Annotated in this window: 14 protein-coding genes and 1 tRNA gene; 11 read left to right on the top strand and 4 right to left on the bottom strand. The window is 48.3% G+C overall.

The genetic code is table 11. The features are described from left to right. The first annotated feature begins 27 nt into the window (after positions 1–27). From FW767_RS07785 to ftsZ, 4 genes are all read left to right on the top strand, one after another. Entirely contained in the window at positions 28–1,407 is a 1,380-nt protein-coding gene (locus FW767_RS07785) for a UDP-N-acetylmuramate--L-alanine ligase (RefSeq protein ID WP_121698718.1), read from the top strand. Further along, positions 1,404–2,273, top strand: a complete 870-nt coding sequence (locus FW767_RS07780; protein ID WP_121698717.1) for a cell division protein FtsQ/DivIB — start codon at positions 1,404–1,406, stop codon at positions 2,271–2,273. Before FW767_RS07785 ends, FW767_RS07780 begins: the two co-directional genes overlap by 4 nt. Positions 2,274–2,291: 18 nt before the next feature. Beyond that, positions 2,292–3,644 (top strand): cell division FtsA domain-containing protein, encoded by a 1,353-nt coding sequence (locus FW767_RS07775; protein WP_121698716.1) that lies wholly within the window; start codon positions 2,292–2,294, stop codon positions 3,642–3,644. Positions 3,645–3,706: 62 nt separating this feature from the next. Further along, a complete protein-coding gene (gene ftsZ / locus FW767_RS07770) occupies positions 3,707–5,032 on the top strand; it encodes a cell division protein FtsZ (RefSeq protein ID WP_121698843.1) in 1,326 nt (441 codons plus the stop codon). A 20-nt stretch (positions 5,033–5,052) separates the two neighbouring features. Here the strand turns inward: ftsZ and FW767_RS13135 are convergent, their stop codons facing one another. Next, positions 5,053–5,406: an AraC family transcriptional regulator gene (locus FW767_RS13135; protein ID WP_205523865.1), complete on the bottom strand. Its 354-nt coding sequence runs from the start codon at positions 5,404–5,406 to the stop codon at positions 5,053–5,055. 673 nt (positions 5,407–6,079) lie between these two features. Here FW767_RS13135 and FW767_RS07760 point away from each other — a divergent pair. Next, on the top strand, positions 6,080–7,720 hold the full coding sequence (locus FW767_RS07760; RefSeq protein WP_121698714.1) for an alpha-L-fucosidase: 1,641 nt from the start codon (positions 6,080–6,082) through the stop codon (positions 7,718–7,720). A 41-nt stretch (positions 7,721–7,761) separates the two neighbouring features. On the opposite strand, the gene FW767_RS07755 is transcribed toward FW767_RS07760, so the two are convergent. Then, positions 7,762–8,769, bottom strand: a complete 1,008-nt coding sequence (locus tag FW767_RS07755; protein ID WP_121698713.1) for an FAD:protein FMN transferase — start codon at positions 8,767–8,769, stop codon at positions 7,762–7,764. A gap of 79 nt (positions 8,770–8,848) precedes the next feature. On the opposite strand from FW767_RS07755, the gene FW767_RS07750 reads away from it, so the two are divergent. From FW767_RS07750 to FW767_RS07725, 6 genes are all read left to right on the top strand, one after another. After that, entirely contained in the window at positions 8,849–11,680 is a 2,832-nt protein-coding gene (locus FW767_RS07750) for a helix-turn-helix domain-containing protein (protein ID WP_147438724.1), read from the top strand. Between the two features lie 183 nt (positions 11,681–11,863). Next, entirely contained in the window at positions 11,864–13,384 is a 1,521-nt protein-coding gene (locus FW767_RS07745; protein WP_449405091.1) for a glycoside hydrolase family 30 protein, read from the top strand. Between the two features lie 46 nt (positions 13,385–13,430). Next, positions 13,431–16,415, top strand: coding sequence for a SusC/RagA family TonB-linked outer membrane protein (locus FW767_RS07740; protein ID WP_121698711.1), 2,985 nt, complete (start codon positions 13,431–13,433; stop codon positions 16,413–16,415). Between the two features lie 20 nt (positions 16,416–16,435). After that, positions 16,436–18,169 (top strand): RagB/SusD family nutrient uptake outer membrane protein, encoded by a 1,734-nt coding sequence (locus FW767_RS07735; RefSeq protein WP_121698710.1) that lies wholly within the window; start codon positions 16,436–16,438, stop codon positions 18,167–18,169. A 306-nt stretch (positions 18,170–18,475) separates the two neighbouring features. Next, positions 18,476–18,548: transfer RNA gene (locus tag FW767_RS07730), tRNA-Lys, on the top strand. A 498-nt stretch (positions 18,549–19,046) separates the two neighbouring features. Next, positions 19,047–20,363: a site-specific integrase gene (locus FW767_RS07725; RefSeq protein ID WP_235898084.1), complete on the top strand. Its 1,317-nt coding sequence runs from the start codon at positions 19,047–19,049 to the stop codon at positions 20,361–20,363. 67 nt (positions 20,364–20,430) lie between these two features. On the opposite strand, the gene FW767_RS07720 is transcribed toward FW767_RS07725, so the two are convergent. Further along, complete coding sequence (locus FW767_RS07720) at positions 20,431–20,757, bottom strand: helix-turn-helix domain-containing protein (RefSeq protein WP_123612387.1); 327 nt, start codon at positions 20,755–20,757, stop codon at positions 20,431–20,433. Continuing rightward, entirely contained in the window at positions 20,720–21,025 is a 306-nt protein-coding gene (locus tag FW767_RS07715; protein ID WP_123612386.1) for a helix-turn-helix domain-containing protein, read from the bottom strand. Before FW767_RS07715 ends, FW767_RS07720 begins: the two co-directional genes overlap by 38 nt. Positions 21,026–21,109: the final 84 nt, after the last annotated feature.

The raw sequence follows: 21,109 nt of genomic DNA, 5'->3' as shown, positions 1-21,109 counted from the left end.
GGTATTTTAAAACTGACTCAATTCTTGATGGATAAGAAAAAGATATATTTTGCCGGAGCCGGGGGCATAGGTATGGCCGCTCTCGAGCGCTATTTCCTTTCTTTGGGCTATAAGGTTGCAGGATATGACCGCACACCCACGGAACTTACCGGTGCTTTGCAGAAAGAGGGCGTCGACATCGTGTTTGACAGCTCTGTGGAGGCAATACCCGCGGATTTCCGTGACAATCCCGACGGAGTGCTTGTCGTCTATACACCGGCACTCCCCGACAGTCATCCGCAGCTGTCATATTTCCGTGAACGGGGCTACGAAGTAGTGAAGCGCGCCGAAGTCCTCGGGCGCATCACACGCGGCACATACGGATTATGCTTTGCCGGCACTCACGGCAAGACAACCACCTCATCCATGGCGGCCCACATAATGAACACTTGTCCTGTCGGATGCAACGCTTTTCTCGGCGGCATACTGCGCAACTATTCAAGCAATCTCATACTGAGCGCCACATCTCCTTACTCTGTCATAGAGGCTGACGAGTATGACCGCTCGTTTCACCGTCTGTCACCCTACATCGCCGTCATTACTGCCACGGATCCGGATCATCTCGACATCTACGGCACAGAAGAAGCCTATCTGGAGAGTTTCGCCCATTTTACATCGCTTATACGCCCCGGTGGTGCGCTCGTGCTTCATGAAGGTCTGAAACTGGTGCCCCGGCCCGTAGAAGGAGTATCGGTATACACTTACTCACGCGACAAGGGTGATTTTCATGCCGAGAACATACGCCGAGGCAATGGCTCTATCGTGTTTGACTTCATAGGCCCCGACTGCGTTGTACGCGACATCAATCTTGGTGTGCCTGTAGAAATCAACATTGAAAATGCAGTGGCGGCTCTTGCGGCATGTCATCTGACAGGCGAAATGGACGCCGATAAAGCACGCGAGGCGGTGGCTTCATTCCTCGGCCCCAAACGCCGTTTCGAGTTCTGGCTTAAAGAGGATGATCCGGTAAGGGCGATAATAGACGATTACGCCCACCATCCCGATGAATTGAAAGCATCTATACTTTCTGTCAAGGCACTCTATCCCGGTAAAAAACTTACGGTGGCCTTCCAGCCCCACTTGTATTCCCGCACAAGGGATTTCGCGCCTGAATTTGCCGAAGCCCTGTCGCTTGCCGACGAAGTCATACTGCTTGACATCTATCCGGCACGTGAACAACCGCTACCCGGTGTGACCTCAAAGATAATATTTGACCGCATAACAACCGCCGATAAAACCATCATTGACAAGCGTGATTTGACAGAAACGATTAAAAATCGTAACTTTGAGATATTATTGACTGCAGGCGCCGGCGACATTTGCGACAGCCTGCCAGAAATAGTAAAAATAGCATATTCCGGCCGATGAACAAGATTCTGCGCTGTGTTATAACCGTCTTATTGCTGGCCTATGTGGTCGTGGCCGTATCGTGGTCACGTACGCAGGCTGACGCGGCTCGATGCTCGGGTGTTGACATCCGGGTCACCGACACCGTGGGCACTCGGTTTGTGACAGCACGGGAGATAGCGCGTGAAATAGGCGACTTGCCCGACCGCGCGCCGGGCATGCTGCTTAAAGGCATAAACATCGACAGTATTGAAAACATACTGTCGACCATAGACAAAATCGAGTCGGTGCGGTGTGTCACAACTACCGACGGCCGCGTGCTTATCGAGGTGGATCCGCTCCACCCTGTAGCCCGTATATTCGAGCACGACCGGTCCTATTACATAAACAAGGACGGCAAGCGTATATCGGCCAACGCCCGTTATCACACCGATGTCCCGGTCATTTCAGGCCGCTTTGACTCGTTGTTTCATCCCCGCGATATCCTGCCTCTGGTACGATATATCGACAACGACTCCACTTGGTGCTCGCTGATAACCCACATCAAGGTCGAGGACCGCCGCAACATAATCCTAATACCGCTTATACACGGACATGTCATCAACATAGGCGACATGGACGACCTTGACAACAAGTTTTACCGGCTTAAAAGAGCCTACAAAGAGATATTGCCCGTAAAAGGATGGGACTTTTATGACACCCTGACTGTAAAATGGGGAGGACAGCTTGTAGCCACACGACGCGTAAAACGACTTCACCATGCAATAAGCGCAGTCGATCTTGACGCTGAAAAAGAGCTGCCCGACATTGGCACCATGCTTGTCGGCGACAGCGCCGGAGTAGCCGTGGAGCACAAAAAGACAGCCGGTAATAAAAAAAGTAATTAAAATTATACGTCATATTAAATGGAACAGAAATATATCGTAGCCTTGGAGATCGGAAGCTCACACATAAGAGCGGCCGTCGGAACAGTAAACGACGATGGTGTACTTACCCTGCTTGCCGTAGAGGATGACTATGCCGTGGAGATTGTGCGGTACGGTACCATACAGAATGTCGAGGAGGTAAGCAACCGGGTGAAGTCTCTTATGCGCAAGCTCGAGAACTACCAGAATATACATCCGCGAAAAATAAAGGGTGTATACATATCCATCGGAGGAAGGTCTACGATGACTACTTCTCGACAGGTTGTAAGACAGTATGACGTCGAGACCGCAATAACCGCACAGATTATAGCGCAGATCAACGAAGAGGCCAAGCAGTGCGGCCTGTCAGACCGTAGCGTGATTGACGTGTGTCCGCGTGAATTTGTAGTAGACAATCTCGAATGTTCCAACCCGGTAGGCACTCTCGGTAAAAGCATAAGGGCCGACATAAATCTTATAACATGCAAGCCAAAGATATTGCGCAACTTTGACATAGCCCTTTCTGAGCGCCAGCAACTTTCTATAAAAGGCACATACGTAAGGCAGAATGTCATAGCCGATCTTGTCGTGACAACCGACGAGAAGAAACTCGGATGCATGCTCGTCGACTTCGGAGCCGAGACAACAACCGTATCGGTATATAAAAACGGAGCGCTACACTATCTTGCCACTCTACCCATAGGCTCGCGCAACATCACACGCGATATAATGGCCACGAATCTCACCGAGGAACGTGCCGATGAAGTGAAACGCATAGTTGGTGACGCCGTAAACGCCGAGCCCAAGGCTCGACAACTGCACAACTTCGGTGCCGACGTGGTAGAAGTGAACAGTTACATACGTGCACGCGCAGGGGAGATTGTGCTTAACATTATCGAACAGGCCAAATATGCGGGCTACTCCATATCGACCGACCTTCCCGCAGGCATCATAATAGTAGGTGGCGGTGCCAAATTGCGCGGCTTTAACGATCTTCTCGCAGAACAAAGCGGTGTCACTGTGCGTCTCGGAGCAATACCGAGCACCATACGCATATCCGACCCCCGCCTGCAGAGTTTCGACATGATCGACATCGTGGCATTGCTTAATGCCGCAGCACAGAACACACTTGAGTGTACCGAAGCGGCGCCTGCACCACAGCCGGCTGTCGACCCGTTTGCCGACGACCACGAAGGGTTCAAGCCCAAGAAAGATGACGAAAAAGGCTCGGGACGCAAGGGCGGCAAAACTCACGATGACACGACCCATCAGGGCGGAAAGACAAGAGGCATATGGCGCGGTATTCAGGACACCCTTGCCGGTCTATTTGTAGAAAACGATCCCGATGACTGATAAATGACTCTCTTCAACAAACTTATAAAATGAACGAATCGATGGAAGACAATATACCTTTGATGTCCGATGCGGGCTTTAACGTAGACAGAGCATCTGAACCCATAATAAAAGTAATCGGCGTGGGAGGCGGCGGAAGCAATGCCGTAAACCACATGTACAAACAGGATATTGAAAATGTATCGTTTGTCATTCTTAATACCGACCGTCAGGCTCTTGAGCATCTTGCCGTGCCATCAAAGGTACAGATAGGCGACGGGCTCGGCGCCGGAAACAAACCTGAAAAAGCTCGTATAGCGGCAGAAGATGCGGCCGACCGAATAGCGGAGCTGTTCAACGACAACACGAAGATGGTATTTATCACCGGCGGCATGGGTGGAGGCACCGGTACCGGAGCCGCGCCGGTCGTGGCACGCATAGCCCACGAGAAAGGCATTCTTACGGTAGGCATCGTCACCATACCTTTCCTTTTCGAAGGACTAAACAAAATACGCAAAGCCTACATCGGCGTAGAAGAGATGTCAAAGTATGTCGACGCACTGCTTGTGGTCAACAATCAGCGTCTTATAGAGATATATCCCGACTTTACGTTTGACAACGCGTTTGACAAAGCCGACGACACACTTACCACCGCCGCTCGCTCGATATCGGAAATAATCACCACAAAAGGTAAAATAAACCTTGACTTCAAAGACGTCGAGACCACCCTGCGTGACGGTGGCGTAGCCATTATATCGAGCGGATACGGCGAAGGCGAACATCGCGTGACAAAAGCTATCGAAGACGCCCTATGTTCACCATTGTTACGCAACACCGACATCCTTTCGTCCAAGAAACTGTTGTTCAACCTATATTATAACCCCGACGCCCAGTCGCCGCTCACGGCCGGAGAGACCAATGAGCTTACTACATTTATCAACAGTATAAACGAGGAGGTGGATGTCATATGGGGTACGGCTTACGATCCGGCACTTGAGGAACGGGTGAAAATAACCATACTTGCAGCCGGCTTCGACAGCTCCGACGAAGAGAGCAAACCTTCGCGCACAGTACACTTCGGAGGCAAAAAAGACGCCGCTGAAGATAATTCGGACATAGCCCGCGATTACGGCACAAAGGCTCTTGATCTTGTAAAAGACAGCAAGGGTAAGGCACGTTATATTGTCATGCTGCCCAACCAGATGGATGACGACCGCTTTATTGAAGCTTTTGAGAAGAGCCCGACTTTTAATCGCGAGAAGAAAGTGGCTGAAGAAATCAAAAATATCGGTCATGTAACCGCTGTCACCAATACCGGCACTACCGGCAATGACAATAAGACATCGGCACCCTCCGGAGGTGGCACTATACGCTTCTTTATGGACCCCGACTGCTACGGTCTTGACTGACACTCCGTACAGACTGCCTCTTACTTATTGAAGCTGTTGCGGTAATGATGCGGAGTCATTGATGTATGCTTGCGGAACAAACGGATAAAGTATGAGTAATCATCATATCCGAGAGAATAAGCAATCTCCTTTATGGATATGTTTTCTGCCGCAAGCATCAGGCGGGCTTTTTTAAGCTTTTGATCTATTATAAACTGTCCGGGAGTACAACCGAGTTCTTGTTTAAATAGTTTTATGAAATGATCACGTGACAAACAACTTTCTTTCGAAAGATTTTCGAGCGATATAGGCTCCATGATGTTTTGACTGATATACTCCAGCGCAAGTTGTATACGCTTGTCAGATATTGCATATTTAGGTCGGGCATGTCGCATGAAACTTGACATCAATTGTAATATTATACCCGTCGATTCCATCCGGTCAGACAAAGGTCGTCCTCTATTGAGCCGTACGCACTCAATAAGGGAGTGTTTGTTATCGTATATACGCGGATCAACATTTTTCAACACCATTGAGGTATTGTGTTCACATATGCTTTTGAAAAGTTCCAAATCTACCGGAGTTGCATCCAATTCAATCGGGAAATCAAAATTTTCCATTATGCCGGTTCCCGTTGAAGACGCTTCATATATATGTATATAATAATGCTCGAATTTAGAATCACAAGAATTTGTATGCAGCTTAAAGGCCGGTATCATATACATGTGATGAGGACGTAACTTTACATTACCTTCAGAAAATAATACTTCTGCAGAGCCCTGCGTAACATAGTAAAGACGAGAGAAAGGACTACTGACATCTTGGAAATTCCAATCGCCGTCATGACGGGCATACCCCACATTCAGCATCAGCAGATCCGGACTTTTATTTATAGAAATCATTAAAATAGCATTATAATATAATGCAAATTAAATAAAGATTATTCTACCTGCAAAAACCGAGCACACGCATTATCGATTTTGTCCTATTATTATCACGATTTTTTTACCTAAAATAAAATTGAGAGTTTATACTTTTGCCTCAAAATAAACCAATACCATTATCAATATGTATTATCGCAACTTTTTTATTGCCATGTTCATGCTTCCGACAGTCGTTTTCGGTCAGGAATACGAAGTATGCATATCGGAAGCACAGGAGCCCATGATGACCGGCAAGTATGCTCCTACATGGGAGTCATTGTCACAATACGAAGTACCTGAATGGTTTCGCGATGCCAAGTTTGGTATCTGGGCGCACTGGGGACCGCAATGCGTCGAAGGCTCAGGCGACTGGATGGCTCGGTCATTATATATTGAGGGCAGTAATGAATATAAACATCATGTGGCAAACTATGGTCATCCCTCTGAAGTAGGCTTCAAAGACATACTTCCGCTCTTTAAAGCCGAGAAGTGGGACCCAGACCGGCTTGTCGGACTATATAAGAAAATAGGCGCCCGGTATTTTTTCGCACTTGGCAATCATCACGACAATTTCGACCTCTGGGACAGTCAATATCAGGAGTGGAACTCCAAAGCCATAGGGCCGAAGCGTGACTTACTTGCCGGATGGGCCGAAGCATGTCGCAAACACGGACTGAAGTTTGGCGTGAGCCTACATGCCGACCATGCGTGGTCATGGTACGAGCCGGCCCGGCGCTATGACCGCAACGGAGCCAAAGCGGGAGTACCCTACGACGGACGCCTGACAGCTGAAGACGGCAAAGGCAAATGGTGGGAGGGGCTTGATCCCCAGAACCTATACGCCCAGAACCATCCAGACAGTTACGGCACTTGGAGCGACGGCATGATTCACCGTCAGTGGGGCTGGGGCAACGGTGTAGCAATACCTACGGTGGAATATTGTACCAACTTTTACAACCGCACCCTTGACGTAATAAACCGCTACAACCCCGATCTGCTGTATTTTGATGTAACGGGAGTGCCGTTTTATCCCGTAAGCGACGCCGGACTGAAGATTGCCGCCCATTTTTACAATCACAATCAAGCCACTCATTCCGGTGATTTCTCGGCAGTGATGTTCGGCAAGATTCTGACCGATCAGCAAAAGAAGGCTTTGGTGTGGGATGTTGAGCGCGGTGCGCCCAATGATATCCCCGAAAAGCCGTGGCAGACCTGTTCGTGCATAGGAGGATGGCACTACAATACCGACATATACAAAAACAACTGGTACAAATCTGCCTCATCAGTCATCAAGCTGCTTGTCGATGTTGTCAGCAAAAACGGCAATCTGTTGCTTAGCATCCCGCTCCGAGCCGACGGCACATTTGACGAAAAAGAAGAAGAGATTATCAACGGTATAGGCGATTGGATGGCTGTAAACAGCGAGTGCATATACTCTACACGCCCGTGGCACATATTCGGAGAAGGACCTATAGCCGAGTCGGACATAGCCATAAACGCACAAGGCTTCAATGAAGGGGCTTACACAGCCGCAACATCCAAAGACATACGATTCACCCAGACCCCCAAGAATCTCTACGTCATAGCTCTCGCATGGCCTGACGACAACACCGTGACAGTAAAATCATTATCGGAAAATTCAAAATTCCATAAACGCCGCATCAAAAGCGTGGAACTCATAGGCTACGGCAAAGTGAAGTTTTCGCGTACATCTGACGGCCTTACCGTCAATCTTCCCGCCGATGCCGATCGCAGCGTGGCCCCGGTGCTTCGTATCAGAAAGTAATAGAACATTTTATCGGATAACTATAGACGGGTTTCTCGGAATTAATGCGTTATTTCCGGGAAGCCTGTTGTCGTTACAAGTTCCCAGTCTCCGTTATCATTGGCGGTTACAAACATAGCCGATACTCCGTAAAGCCTCTCCACCATGATCTTTGCGCTGTCAAGCGGCATTATCATGCATGCCGTGGCAATTGCGTCGGCAGTTATACATTGAGGTGCTAATACCGTAACCGACAATATATTGCTTTTGGCCGGCTGGCCTGTAAACGGATTTATGGTATGCCCCATGACCTCGCCGTCAATAATCTTATAATTTCTGTAATTGCCGGATGTAGCTACGGCGCACGAGTCAATCTCTATCACCGCCATACCGTCGTGCACTACAGAATCGGCGTTATAGACAGGTGCATCGATCATGATACGCCAGTCTGAGCCTCGTGAATTTTTACCTCGCACCACTATCTCCCCGCCTATCTCCACCATGTAATCGGTCACTCCGTTACGTGACAGCATATCTCCGATCAAGTCGCAGCCATATCCTTTCGCTATAGCGCTGAAATTAAATGTAGTCTGAGAACTCTTTTTTATGACATGACCGTCTTCCGTAAGGCTGCACGCGTCAATTCCCACCAATCGCATTATACTGTCGACTTTCTCCCGCTCAGGCTGACGGCTTATTTCTTCTCCGGCATCAAACCCCCACAACCGGCTCAGAGGAGCTATTGTCGGATCAAATCTGCCGCCGCTTATTTTATTTATGCGCAGTGACTCAGTAAACACCCTCCGGAACATAGAGTCGGTCACATTGGTTTCACATCGGTTTATGCGGCTTACCAGCGACGAGTCATTGTAGGCCGACAGCGACTCATCAACGTCACGCATTATGGCACGTATTGAATCGTCAAGCACAGCATTGGATGAATACGTTATATGAAACGTGGTTCCCCATACGACACCCTCGCATTTCCGATAAGGCTTCGACGTCATACATCCGGCAGCAATCGCTGTCACCGTCAACACCATTGCCATAATTATATTCACCGTCTTCATAAACACTCTTTTTTTCGCCTCAAAGATACGAAATTTTAGGGTTTTGGCTATCTTTGTAAAACCTTATGTTATTTAAAGCATGAAGAAACCAGTCCCGCTAACCGCTATATGGCTAAGTTTGCTGTTCCTGATATCAGTAAGCGCAAGTATGTCGGCTCAACGAATATTGGTTACCGAACTACCGACACAGCATCTGCTCCCCACATCGCCGGTGCATCGGGTTCTACAGGACCGCGAGGGATATATGTGGTATGCGACGGAAGGTGGCGGATTGTGCCGTGACGACGGTTATGAACTGAGCGTATTTCGTTCGCCATTCGGATACTCCTATTCCCGGTTCAATATAATCGGGTCCGATTCTATCCTGAGCAATCACATCTATTGTATTGCCGAGGGAAAAGAACATCCTCATATATGGTTCGGTACGAAAACAGGCCTTTACTACATAGACAAGCATGATTATTCGATACATGCCGTTGATGACCAGCGACTGCGCCACAGCGAGGTATGGATAGTGTTTGCGGCTTCCGACGGCACTATATGGACCAGCACCCCGCAAGGACTGTTTCACTTGGACTGCAGTGGTAAAGTCATTGGAGACTATTCCCTCAACATCTACGGCACATCTGTCAGCGGAAGCTATTTTCATGAAGACAGCCGACATAATCTGCGTGTGCTGTGTACCGGCCGCATGATACTGAAATATGATCCTGTCTCAGACAGTTTCATAAAAGAGAAATGGGACTTTCCCTCCAATCCGACCTGCATGTATGAGGATATACACAGCGGAAAGTTCTTTGTCGGGACATGGGGTGGCGGCGTCCTCAGCTGTACAGCCCCCGACAGTCTGTCGTCTGACAGCTGGCACATCAAGAAACTGCCAGAATTCCTACCGGACAATAGCGGAGCCGGTATTGTGCTCAATCTTATATATGATTCTCTTTACGGTATGTTATGGGTCGCCGCTATTGACAACCTCTATCTTTATCATATGACCGACGGGCAATTGCAACCTGTATCGACCGCTTCTTTTCTTCCCGAAGGTAAGAAAGTGATCGATCTGCTTTTCAGAGACCGCGACAATAATATCTGGGTCCCGGCATACACACCTCACACGTTCATCATATCTTTCGACGAGGACAAGATTGAGCGTTATCCTGTAGATGCGACAAAACGTCTTACCGGATATCCGGTTATGGCTGATGCCGTGGTGAAAGAAGACGATTATTATTGGATATGGCAAGGAAGAGATAATCTTACACTATATCATCCTGCTACCGACCGCATATCCTACGCCAGCCGGAATGTCGAGAACTATCCGTATACAGAGAAGTGGATCGAGAAGTGTTCCACAGGGTCGGGCATATGGGCTGTCAACGCAAACCGGCTCCTGCGTTTCACTCATAAAGACATGGACATCCATATTGAGTACTGCTTGTCCGTAACCGGAGCCGAACATATAACCGCTCTGCACGAGAGTCGCAATCGCCTTTGGATAGGTACTGAGGATGCCATATATGAAATGTCGGTATCGGGCAATTACATCAACAAAGTGTGCGGAGGCACCGGATCAATAAGACAATTGGCCGCGACTACCGGCGGAGAGATATATGCCGTTGCCGGAAAAGACGGATTCATCCATGTGTCAACAGACGGCGAGATAACTGTTATTGATAAAGGCGATGAATACTGCTCGATAGCCGTGGCTCCAAACGGCACCATATGGGCCGCGACATCGCAAGGAAGCATATATAGCTATCAGCCGCGACATAATGTGCTGACACGTGAGAATGATCATTGTCTGTGGGGCGGTGAAAGCATAAAGAGTCTACAGGCGGACAAATCGGGCCATATATGGATACTCACTGACCAATATTTAAAAGAGTATAACCCTACCAACAATGCTTTCCGCATTTTTCACAGTTCCGACAGCCGCATTAAGATGGATTACATGCATTGTGTGCGACTTATAGACGGCAACAAGGTGTGCGTGGGCGGCATGGGAGCATTCTGCATCATAACCTCCTCGGCCGACCTTGATGACACGACGGCATCTTCAGTACGGCCGGTTGTGACATCTATAACTGCGGGCGACCGACATATTTTTATCGGCACTGAACAGAATGAAGTTGATCTGCTGCCGCATCAGGGCGATTGTAAAGTAGCGTTTTCGACTCTGGACCATCTTCATGCCGGTCAAGTCAGTTATGCCTATCGGCTCAAAGGATGGCAGACATCATGGACCTACTTGCCCGCAGGCAGCAACACGGCATACTTTAACCGTCTTCCCAAAGGCATTTATCAGCTGGAGCTGAAGGCTACCGACCGATACGGCTGTTGGGGAGAGCCGTATATAAGCCTGACATTGCGCCGGTTGCCGGCATGGTATGAGACATGGTGGGCTTACCTTATTTACGGCTTAATCGCCATATCGCTTGTGCTGGGAGTATTGTGGCTCTCAAGACGCATAAGCCAGCTGCTCGAACTGCATCGCCGGCGCAAAGAGGTAGCGCTTAATACTTTGGATATACGTGCCGATGCTACGTCTCTCCCAAAATTCGACAAGGAATTCCTCAATAAAGCGGTAGCTTTGGTGGAGGCGCATCTTTCCGACCCGCATTACAATGTCGGGCAGTTCAGCAGCGACCTGTGTATGAGCCGCATGAATCTGTACCGTAAATTGCGGGTACAGACCGGACAATCACCTGTAGAATTTATCCGCAGCATACGGCTTAAGAAGGCTGCCGCTCTCTTGGCTGCCACAGAACTGCCTGTAAAAGAAGTGGCACAACGTTGCGGATTTTCCACCGCCACTTATTTCAGCAAATTATTTAAAGAGATGTTTGGCGTATTGCCCGGCCAATATAAAATCGCCAAGACATATGACTCTACATCAAAAAAGGGCCAATGATTGTACCGCGCCGTGTGACGCAGCTCATTGATAATATAACAAATGTAACTTATATAGCGTGATAAATGTAACATATTACACCTGAGAGATTTCTGTGATATGGTTTTGTGACGCATTTATTTCGCTCTTTTTCAGGGCTCTCACTTATTTTGCATGTTCTAAAAATACAAATTAAATCTATCAATGAACATGAATCGACAAGTGCGAAGTTTTCTCCTCACAGCAGGAGCTTTTGTTACATTTGTTTCATCCGTACAGGCGCAGACATATCAATGGACTGAGAGTACGGAGGGAAAAGAGTGGTGCCAATCCGGATTGAAATTACGCAATAAGCCGACAGGCACTCCGGACATATCGGTCCGTGACGGAGAAAAAATAGTCACATTCAGTGGCTGGGGAGTAACATTCAATGAACTTGATTGGGATGCCTTGTGCATACTTACCCGAGAGGAACAGGATACAATACTGGCACGAGTGTTTGCTCCCGACGGCGATTTGCGTATAACGCGCGGACGCATATCTATGGGCGCTAACGACTATGCCCGTTCTTGGTATAGCTGCGACGAAGTCGAGGGCGACCTTGAACTGCGCTACTTCAACATAGACCGCGACAAAACATCTATAATACCCTTTATACGTGCGGCTCAGAAATACAATCCCTCGCTCGGCTTCTGGGTGTCGCCTTGGAGTCCTCCTTCTTGGATGAAAATAAACGGGGACTATCCCGTATTGAGCAGTCAGTACAACAATATGTCACCGAAACTTGATTATCTTCTTTATGCAGGTGCCGATACAAAAACCGATCCTGACGAAATGAAGCTTACAGGCAGCAGAGACGGAGTATTTCCCCGACAGATAGCCGAAAATGACTATTTCATTCAGGACCCTCGTCATCTGCAGGCCTACGCCGATATGTTCTGCAGGTTCATCGACGCCTACAGCGAGCAGAATATACCGATAGACCGCGTCATATACCAGAATGAGGCATACAGTTATACGCCATATCCGGGCTGCGCATGGACAGCCGACGGATCAATTAGATTCAACCGCGATTATCTGGCTCCGACACTTAAACGCCTGCATCCTGAAGTAGAACTGTACATGGGCACGTTCAATACTAACCGACGCGACCATGTTGAGGCCGTTTTGTCCGACAAAGAGCTTCAGTCTCAAATAAGCGGCATCGGTTTCCAGTGGGAGGGACGCGAGGTACTGCCTCACATACGCAAAATGCACCCTGAATGGAGTTACATGTGCTCGGAGAGTGAATGCGGCTGGGGCAGTTTTGACTGGAAAGCCGGCGAACACACGTTTGAACTGATAAACCACTATCTCGGCAACGGATGCAACGAATATACTTTCTGGAACTTTATCCTCGCCGACAATGGCGAGAGTCCGTGGGGATGGAAACAAAACGCACTGATACGCGTGGACTCTAATAAGCGCACCGCCATCTATACTCCTGAATATCATGCGGTAAGACATTATGCCGGTTTTATTGCCCCCGGTACGGATATTGTGGCTTACAAAGCCCTTGGCGACGACAACAAGCCGGTGCTTGTAGCAAGAACCGCCGAAGGAAAACATATAGTTTTTGCCGGCAACTTCAAGGACACCCCCGACCGCATCTCAGTAAAAATCGGCGACCGCTATCTTGAAGCCACTGTCAAGCCCCATTCGTTCAACACTTTTGCGGAGAAGTAATATCACTCCGGCATTTTATAATTCTAACCAATTATTACACTCAAACATGAAAAATTTTAATTTAAGAGAGCTGTTGCCGGCTTTCAGGATTGTGTTATGCCTGTTGCTGTGCGGCATCACACCTGCACTGTGGGCGCAGCAGCAAGTATCGGGTACAGTCATTGACTCCGAAAACGAGCCTGTTATCGGAGCTACCGTATGGGAAAAAGGCACGAAAGACAATCGTACAGTCACCAATGCCGACGGGCGGTTCAGCATTAGCGTTCAGCCCGGCGCCGTACTTTCGATATCATACATAGGATACAAAACCGTTGAAGTGACAGCCAATAATGGCAAACCGCTCCACATCGCAATGAACGAAGAGTCACATATGCTCGATGACGTGGTAGTCATCGGCTATGGCAGCATCTCGAAAAAGGAGGTTACAAGCGCCGTGTCGCACGTATCCGGCAAAGACATGCTCCAGATAGGCAATGGCAATCCGGCCATGCAGATTCAAGGTAAAGTGCCCGGACTGTCAGTTGAAAACTCCACCGGTGCCGACCCTAACTCGAGCGTCAGCATGCAGGTACGCGGCGTATCGTCGCGCAATGCCGGCCTCGGACCGCTGGTGGTAATCGACGGAGTGCCCGGAGGAAGCCTCGACAACATCAACGAAAATGACATCGAGTCCATTGACGTCCTTAAGGATGGCGCGGCTTCGGCCATTTATGGTACGCGCGGCTCCAACGGTGTAGTGGTGATTACGACCAAGAAAGGAGCTGTAGACGGCAATGTACACACGTCCTATTCCGGCTTCATAAACATAACCGACCCTATACGCGAGCTGGATGTATTGTCGGCCGACGAATTCCGCAAATACAACCGCGGCGATGACTATGGAGCAAACACCGACTGGTTCAAGTCCATTTCAAAGACAGGAGTATCGCATAGTCATACACTTACCGTGTCGGGAGGCACATCACGCACCAATTATCGTGCCACGGTCGACTATAAAGACACTGACGGCATCGACCTGAGAGCCGGCAAGCGTCAGGTAGGCGCACGCATGACCGTGAACCATACCGGAAAAGACGATTTATATAAAATCATTCTTAATGTGACTCCTCGCAATGTCAAGTACAACAACGCCGACTACGATGCATTCCGTGAAGCCATAATGATAAACCCCACTATTCCGGTAATGGATAAGGACAATCCCGGGAAATACACTTACATCACAGCCTACGCGACCAACAACCCTGTAGAACGCTTGAAAATCGAGCAGAATGGCGGTGAACGCACCTTCCTGAACTGGGACGGCACACTTAAAGTCAATCTATTTCCTGCGTTATGCAAGGATGAGCGTCACTCGCTCAGCACCCAGATAACTCTGGCGCAGCAGATTATACAGAATGACTACTCATGGTTTCGTCCGTCGACATCTACCGTAGCCCAAGAATCCGGTTTTGACGGTGAGGCCAAGCGTTCTTATGACAAAAACAAACAGCAGTCACTCGAATGGCTTGTCAACTACGGCTTCAGCAACGCCAAAAACCGCGTCGCCTTTATGGGCGGATATTCCTACCAGTATTTTGTCAACGACGGATTAAGCGCTGAAAACAAAGACTTCGCATCTGATCTTCTCGGAGCCGACAATCTTGGAGCAGGAGCCTATATGGGAGCGACAGCCGGCCGCAAAGGCATGTCATCATACCGAAACGACTCAAAACTCATAGCATTCTTCGGGCGACTCTCCTACAGCTTTAATGACCGCTACTTCCTTACCGCCTCGATACGCCACGAAGGGTCATCGAAATTCGGCGCCAATAACAAATGGGGCAACTTCCCTGCCGTATCGGCCGGATGGCGCATAAGTCAGGAAAACTTCATGCGTGGCATAAACTGGATAAACGACCTGAAAATAAGGGCCGATTACGGAGAGACCGGAAATCAGGACTTCGCAAGCTACCAGTCACTTGCCACCATGGCATCTTATGACCTCATTTTTTATAAAGGACAATATATACAAGGATGGGGCATCAACTCCAATCCCAACGTAAACCTTAAATGGGAAAAAGGCAAGAACTGGAATGCCGGCATAGACTTCAGCCTGCTTAACTATAAACTGGAGGGATCCGTCAATTACTACAACCGCAAGCAGAGCGACCTCCTCGGCACTTATAGTGTGCCTGTGCCGCCTAATGTCATAGCCAATTCGTATGTCAACGTCGGCACAATGAAAAATACCGGCATCGAAATAGAACTCCGTTATAATGCCGTGAGGACAAAAGATTTCGATTATACCCTAAGTTTTATAGGCTCGACATCAGACAACAAGTTTGTATCATTCTCCAACCGGCTGTACGAAGGACAGAAATTCTATTGGATGGACGGCTTCCCCACCTATCCCGGCAACCCCGGTCCGGTACAGCGCATAGAAGAGGGCCAGCGCGTAGGAAACTTCTATACATTCAGGTATGCGGGAGTTGATGACAACGGCAACTGGCTTGTCTACGACAAAAGCGGCGAGAAGATACCCGTATCGCAAGGCACCGATGCCGACAAATGCGTAGTGGGTAACGGCATGCCTGAATTTACCGCTTCACTCACAAATAACTTCCGTTATCGCAACCTTGACCTTACACTCTATTTCCGCGGAGCTTTCGGTTATCAGATTTATGATGCTCAGGATCTTTATTATGGAGTGATGGGGGCGGCTCCCGGCACCAACGTACTGAAGTCGGCCTATTCCGAAAACGCCCATATAACCGAGGGAAAAAATGTACATAGCAGCTACTTCGTGCATGACGGCGATTTTGTCAAACTTGATGTGGCAACACTGGGCTATACATGGAAGATAAACCGATATATCGAAAAAGTACGGTTCTATCTTACCGGACGCAATCTCTTCTCGATACGTAGCTATAACCGGGGGCTGGCCCCCGACGCTTATTGCGTCAATGGACTTCAACCCGGCATTCCGTATAGTAAGACAGGATACTATCCGTCGACACGTCAGTATCTGTTTGGTGTGCAAATCGACTTCTAAATTTATATATTCTTATCAACATGAAAACTCTTGGAAACATAATAGCGACCACCCTGTTGCTCTTATCGGTCGGCTGTACCGATCTTGACGAAAAGACATATGACATTATCCCTCAGGAAGGCTTCTACAAAACACGGGAGAACGTGATACAAGGCTTTTTGCGCCCGTTTGGCCACGCATACTGGCTAAACACACAAGGATTGTACTGGATGGGTGAGCTCTCGGCCGACCACTACATGACGGTACAGCGCGAAGAGCATTGGTACAACGGCGGCGAATTCTGCCGCTACCACTACCATACATGGACTATCGACGACGGATTTGTAAGATGGACATGGGATGACACCTATCGTGGCATCGGCTTGTGCAATTCAAGCATCTCCGACCTTAGCCATATCGACGGAGAGAAACTCGGGGTCAGCAAACATGAAATCGACGACTTCATAGCCCAGAGCCGGGTTTTGAGAGCTTGGATGTACATGACCATATTTGACCTGTACCATAATATCCCTATCGTGACAGATTATCCAGTATCGGAACTTCCCTCTCAGGCCACACCCAAAGAGACATTCACCTTCCTCGAGACGGAATTGCTTGAATCACTGCCTAAATTAAATGCCAAAGAAGGTGCAAATGGCAACGGCATCAATCAAGGATTATGGACAAAAGGGGCCTGCGCGGCTCTGCTAGCCCGCCTGTATATGAATGCAAGCTGGTGGATTGATGAGAATATGGAGGATAAAGCCGCAGAGTACTGTGAGGCTATACTCCGCGGCGACTACGGATTCTACGAACCTGACTCGCGCTGGGATGCGCCTTTTGACTGGGACAATGTTAATTCCAACGAAATACTCTATGGCTTCCCGTCATCTTTCGGCGGTATGCATTGGGTTTACGGCACCGAAATGTTCTGGCAGGTAGCACCCTTTCTCTCTCCAAAATACTTCGGCTTCACCGACTGGGGCAACTGCAATCCCAAATATGCCCTTCAGCCGGGCCTTGACCTTGACGGCAACGAATATGCATTTGAACTTGGCAAACCTGTACGCAAGTTCATGAAGTATCCTGACGATGTAAGGCTGAAAAAATATAAGAATCTGGGCAACAGTAAACGTGAAGGGCTCTTCCTTTACGGATATCTGCCATACGATGATAACGGGGTGACCAAGAATGTAACTTCCGATAACGGAGCCTACGAGCTATATATACGTGACCAAGTGGGAATATTTCGCGATACAGACCCGTCAAGTCCCTCGCCGCAACCATCTAACGGCGCTGTCACTGCTGCATCAACCATGACCTCCGGCGACCAGAATTCGGGATGGTGCATAATCAAATACCCGTTTTACCCCTCCGATGACCCCAACAAAATAGAATCGGACTACGCCATGTTGCGCTTGCCTGAAGTGATATACTACCTCGCCGAGATACGCTTCAACCAAGGCAATAAAGCCGAAGCCGAAAGACTGCTCAATACAGTGCGAAGACGCAACTATCCTGCCGGTTCCCCCAGCCTGTATCCGGAGGATGGAAGCATGCTCACCAAGCAGGAATTGCTTGACGAATGGGGACGAGAGTTCCTTGCCGAAGGGTTGCGCCGCCAGACACTTTGCCGGTTCGGAGTATACAACACCGGTCGCTGGTGGGACAAAGAGCCTGATAACGACAGCCATACAATGTGGCTGCCCCTATCACGCACCACACTCAATACCAATCCCAATCTGAAACAGAATCCGGGTTATCCCGAAATATAACATTTAGGTTAATTACTTATACGGATAATCATACGATACCCTGTGGGCCTATGATTATCCGTATTTCTTGTAATTATATTTTGAAAAGCAAAAATTATATATCGTCTGCGTCCATACAGTCATAAACGACTGCCGTTACCGTTGATTGCCCCTAAATATAACACCCTTAAGGAATCAGCATTACGGATTCATCCTCAAAATTCATCTGCAAAACAAAAAACATTGCAAATTATATGCAAAAAATTTTGCCATAAATAAATTTGTGTTTAACTTTGCATCGCAAAAGTCAAAGGACAACATGCACATGACTCCGTAGCTCAGTTGGTAGAGCAAATGACTCTTAATCATTGGGTCGAGAGTTCGAGCCTCTCCGGGGTCACAGAAGGGTCTATCAGACCGACGAATTCCTCTGAAAATCGTTGATTTTCAGAGGTTTTTCTTTTTACCCTTGTCCCCGTCCGGCGCAAAATATTGAAACTGCGGGTGTGCAAAAAGGTGGCAATAAAATTCCCACCATAATTTGCCACCTCGAAAGACTATATTTCATTATTTTTCAAAGCCTTACAAGGATAGAAACCATTATATATCTGCCACCTCGCAGGGTGGTTGCAGGTGGCAAAAGAATAATCCTGAACATCAGCCAGAGTTTGTTAGGCATATTGTCCTCAGCTGTTCCTTGACGCATTTTTAGCTATCGTCATAGTTAAAAATAGTTATGAAAAGGTGGCAATTCGAGGTGGCAATTCTACATTATTCGTGGATTTGGTTGTTTTGCCACCTCGCAAACCCGGAAATTTCATTTGTCCTTCGGATTTACAGTTTGTATAACCGAGAAAAATTATGTATCTTTAGTTTAACCATTAAAGCCACATGACAAATGAAATTATCCAATGAGTGTTACTTCTCTCTGAACTTCATGGTCAGGAGAAGCCGCCCGAACAAGGAGGGCGAATTTCCCATTCTGTTACGAATAACAATGAATGGGCAACGTGCGGAGGTATATACCAACAGGTATGTAGCCCCCGCCAACTGGGACGCGTCCAAAGGTCAGTCGAAAGGTAAAACAAAGAAAGACCTTGAACTGAACCGTTATCTTGACACCATCCGTACCAAAATCTGCGAGATACACAATCAGCTCGTGATGCGTGATGAGATGGTAAATCCCGACACCCTTAAAAAAGCCTTCCTCGGCAAGCTGCAAAAGCCGACGATGCTCTGTGAAGCGTTCAGAGAGCTGAACAAGAAGGTCAAGGACAGGAACGAGCGCGGCGACATCTGCGAGGGTACGCGCCTGCGTTGGGAGCGATGCGTAAAGTATCTGGAGGAATTCCTCATCGACAATCAGGATGTGAAAGATATTCCGATGAAGAAACTGACTTCCGGAATGGTTGACGACTTCGAGCATTTCCTGCGAATAAAGAAGGGTTGTGCCAACAATGCCGCCGTCCGTTATATCCGCTATCTCAAAAGCGTGGTACGCACCGGCATCGCGAACAAATGGATTGACGATGATCCATTCGTAGGCAAACGCTATGTACGCACAAAGCCGAAGAGGGAAAAACTGACTGAGACCGAACTCCAGCGTATCATAGAGCTTGACCTCAGCGAACTTCCCCGTCTCGACCTCGTGCGCGATACTTTCGTGTTCTGCTGCTTCACAGGACTGGCGTTCGCAGACATCTCAACCCTCAAACGCGAACATATCGTCACTGATGACAAAGGAGAGATGTGGATACGCAAGGCCCGTGAGAAAACAGACGAGATGAGCGTTATCCCGATACTGGAGATACCGCGCAGACTGATGGAGAAATACAGGAGCCATCCCCGTGTTGTGGAAAAGGATACCGTAATCCCGGTCATCTCAAACCAGCGCATGAACTCGTATCTTGATGAGATAGCATCAAAAGCGGACATCAAGAAGCATCTGACAACCCATATCGCGCGCCATACGTTCGCTACAATGTCGCTCAACAATCATGTGCCTATCGAAACAGTGTCGAAGATGCTGGGGCATAAAGACATTGCCACGACTCAGATTTATGCCACAATGCTTGACCAGACCGTATCCGAAGATATGGGACGCATGAGAGATAAATTCGACAGTCTGAAAGTTGACATCAAACCGTTGCCAGAGAAGCCAACCACGTTCGAGCGTCCTCCCCTGCCTAAGCGCGGACGACCCAAAAAATCGTAATGTCACATAAATGACAGAGCGGCAATCGAGTTAAATTCTCGGTTGCCGCTCATCATTTGTTTGCTGCTTAATCGTAATATGCCGGATGGAAATTCTCGTCAAGCATCTGTTGTATTTCATGCTCAGGATAGAGGCATTTGCCACATATCATATAATATGACAGAATCCCCCGGTCCCGATAGTTCTGTACTGTCCGCCTTGTCACTTTTAGGTGTTCTGCAACTTCCTTGTCATCAAGAAAACAGATGCCACCAAGCACTGGGTGATGGCTGTCTCGTATTATACCGACTGCCTCAAACGCTTTTTGTGATTGCGAACGGGCTGCGATAATACGCATATCCGATTTGGTTATAATCTCATTCCCCATAGGCGGCACTATTAGAATGAATGCCATTACACTCCATATAACGGATAATTTCTATCACAGGATACCTTACGCTTCCGTCGTCTATTCTGATATAGCCTATCTTTCCGTTGTTTCTGAGCGATTGCAGGGTTGTCTTGCCTATATGGAGAAAATCGCAGACCTCGGCTGAGGTCATCATATCGGCAGTTTCCTTTCGGCGCAGGCGGTTAGCCATTATTATGACCATATTGCATAGAAGCTCATGCTCGTCGAGAATACAGTCAAGAGTATCCTTCTCAATTAGTAATACTTCCATAATTATTTGTGGGATTTAGCGGTGGGTGGATAAGGATGTTAAAAAAGGCAGCGGGTATCCCTCCCGCTGCCTCACCACTAAATC

It is taken from the genome of Heminiphilus faecis (genome assembly GCF_008728965.1).
GTDB classification, from domain to species: Bacteria; Bacteroidota; Bacteroidia; order Bacteroidales; family Muribaculaceae; genus Muribaculum; species Muribaculum faecis.
This window is presented reverse-complemented; position numbering and strand designations above follow the sequence as displayed.

Excerpts from the sequence above, each read along its gene's own strand:
- FW767_RS07785 (WP_121698718.1), top strand. The coding sequence starts at position 28 with ATGGATAAGAAAAAGATATATTTTGCCGGAGCCGGGGGCATAGGTATG.
- FW767_RS07780 (WP_121698717.1), top strand. The coding sequence starts at position 1,404 with ATGAACAAGATTCTGCGCTGTGTTATAACCGTCTTATTGCTGGCCTAT.
- FW767_RS07775 (WP_121698716.1), top strand. The coding sequence starts at position 2,292 with ATGGAACAGAAATATATCGTAGCCTTGGAGATCGGAAGCTCACACATA.
- ftsZ (WP_121698843.1), top strand. The coding sequence starts at position 3,707 with ATGTCCGATGCGGGCTTTAACGTAGACAGAGCATCTGAACCCATAATA.
- FW767_RS13135 (WP_205523865.1), bottom strand. The coding sequence starts at position 5,406 with ATGCGACATGCCCGACCTAAATATGCAATATCTGACAAGCGTATACAA.
- FW767_RS07760 (WP_121698714.1), top strand. The coding sequence starts at position 6,080 with ATGTATTATCGCAACTTTTTTATTGCCATGTTCATGCTTCCGACAGTC.
- FW767_RS07755 (WP_121698713.1), bottom strand. The coding sequence starts at position 8,769 with ATGAAGACGGTGAATATAATTATGGCAATGGTGTTGACGGTGACAGCG.
- FW767_RS07750 (WP_147438724.1), top strand. The coding sequence starts at position 8,849 with ATGAAGAAACCAGTCCCGCTAACCGCTATATGGCTAAGTTTGCTGTTC.
- FW767_RS07745 (WP_449405091.1), top strand. The coding sequence starts at position 11,864 with ATGAACATGAATCGACAAGTGCGAAGTTTTCTCCTCACAGCAGGAGCT.
- FW767_RS07740 (WP_121698711.1), top strand. The coding sequence starts at position 13,431 with ATGAAAAATTTTAATTTAAGAGAGCTGTTGCCGGCTTTCAGGATTGTG.
- FW767_RS07735 (WP_121698710.1), top strand. The coding sequence starts at position 16,436 with ATGAAAACTCTTGGAAACATAATAGCGACCACCCTGTTGCTCTTATCG.
- FW767_RS07725 (WP_235898084.1), top strand. The coding sequence starts at position 19,047 with ATGAAATTATCCAATGAGTGTTACTTCTCTCTGAACTTCATGGTCAGG.
- FW767_RS07720 (WP_123612387.1), bottom strand. The coding sequence starts at position 20,757 with ATGGCATTCATTCTAATAGTGCCGCCTATGGGGAATGAGATTATAACC.
- FW767_RS07715 (WP_123612386.1), bottom strand. The coding sequence starts at position 21,025 with ATGGAAGTATTACTAATTGAGAAGGATACTCTTGACTGTATTCTCGAC.